This window comes from Trichococcus sp., assembly GCF_049589555.1.
GTDB lineage: Bacteria > Bacillota > Bacilli > Lactobacillales > Aerococcaceae > Trichococcus.
In genome coordinates this window covers 1-1,821 of sequence record NZ_JBAWAZ010000273.1, presented here as the reverse complement: position 1 = coordinate 1,821, position 1,821 = coordinate 1, and the positions used below count along the sequence as shown (strand labels likewise).

The 1,821-nt window shown below is 42.0% G+C and carries 2 protein-coding genes; both read left to right on the top strand.

Going from position 1 to position 1,821, the window contains the following annotated elements:
* Positions 1 to 289 precede the first annotated feature (289 nt).
* Positions 290 to 1,024 (top strand): carbohydrate ABC transporter permease, encoded by a 735-nt coding sequence (locus WBV27_RS09920; RefSeq protein ID WP_424201656.1) that lies wholly within the window; start codon positions 290 to 292, stop codon positions 1,022 to 1,024.
* A 62-nt stretch (positions 1,025 to 1,086) separates the two neighbouring features.
* On the top strand, positions 1,087 to 1,704 hold the full coding sequence (locus WBV27_RS09915) for a DUF624 domain-containing protein (RefSeq protein ID WP_424201654.1): 618 nt from the start codon (positions 1,087 to 1,089) through the stop codon (positions 1,702 to 1,704).
* The last annotated feature ends 117 nt before the right edge of the window (positions 1,705 to 1,821 follow it).

Sequence of the window (1,821 nt, the reverse complement as noted above, 5' to 3'; positions counted from 1 at the left end):
TGATAAATCGCTGGATTTCGTGAATATCATGTTCTACAGGTACACTTTCGGAACTGCACTGAACGGGAAATCCAATATGGGCTTCGGTGCCGCCATCAGTGTCGTCATGTTCCTGATCATTGCGGTGATAACGCTAGTGCTGACTCAATTATTGAAGAAACTTGAGAAAAATTAGAAAGATAGGAGAGATAAAATGAAAAAGAAGCAAGACACCCTTTTAAGAAATGCACTGTCTCTGTGATTGCTCTTGTTTACTTCAATAACTTTAATTTTGTTGGTCATCACGTTCATGAATTCATTCAAGAGCAGTTCAGAGCTAGCCAGAAATACATTCGGGTTTCCGAGTACGATCACGCTGCAAAACTATATCACAGTGATCACGGAAGACAATTTCTTCAAATATCTGTTCAACAGCTTGTTCATCACTTTAGTGGGTGTGTTCTTCCTACTGTTGCTGAGCGCGATGGTAGCTTACGGCATTTCCAGGTATGAATTCAAGCGGAAAGAAGTCGTGAGCACCTATTTCCTGATTGGGATGATGTTCCCCGTACAATTGTGTGTGATGCCGCTGTTTGTAATTTTGAGAAACATGCAGTTGCTCAATACAATGACAGGTGTCATCCTGCTGTACATCGCAGGAATGTCTTTCCCTGTATTTACGCTGACTAAATTTTTCCGGAACATTCCCGCATCAATCGAAGAATCGGCAAGACTGGACGGTGCGAGCGAATTCCGGATTTTCTTCAGTATCATCATTCCGATCTGCAAGCCAGTGCTGGCGACGCTCGGCTTGATCAACGGCATCCGCATCTGGAATGATTTCTATATCCCGATGGTTTTCCTTTCGGATTCGAATAAAAGAACTCTTATGTTAAGTGTCTATAAATACATGAGTGACTTCGTCCGGAACTGGGATCTGACTTTTGCAGCAGTCGTTCTGACGCTGATTCCGATTCTGATCTTGTACTTCCTGTGTTCCAGTCAAATTGTCGAGGGCATTACGGATGGAACGGTCAAAGAGTAAAGTTCAGGCTGTTGGGGTAGTGGTGTGAATGAGTGAAAAGGTAAAGGATGGGGGTAAGCATAATGGATAATACTTCAAGAGATGAGAATAAAGCATGGAGTTTATTGGAGAAAGTCGGCAATCTTGCCATCCTCAATTTTCTCTTTTTGATCAGTTCACTCCCGCTGGTGACGATCGGAACGGCGTTGCTGACAGCGAATCAAGTTGGGAAAAATATTCTCGATGACAACGAGCCTTATATCTTTACGACCTATATGAGATATTTCAAGCGGAATTTCAAAAACGGCATCAAAAATTGGCTTTTGACCCTTCTGTTTTTCGTGCTGATCTTCGGCAATCTGATCATGCTGGAAAATAATATAATAAATCCGGTGTTGAAAATGGTAGCGCTGAGTGTCGTTCTGATATTTCTGAGTCTGTATCTGATTGTGGCGACATTCGCATTCAATTTGGATGCGGAGAACAAAACAAGTGTGAAAGACATTGTAATCCAGAATGTGGTCATCGGCTTCCAAAATCCATTAGTGACAATCGGTTTGATTTTGTGGAATGTTTTGAATCTATTGTTCTTTGCTTGGTTGCTGACATTTGCCGGTTTCTTCCTGATCTACTATTTCTCGATAGGTTTTGCTCTGCTCAGTTTAGGTAACGGCAGTTTGATAAGGAGATTGAAACAGTGAGTAATTATTTGTGTATCGATGTCGGCGGGACCTTCATCAAGTATGCCAATGCAGATCATCTTGGCAAAATCAGCTCAAAAGATAAAGAGACTACACCAGCAACGTTAGATGGGTTTC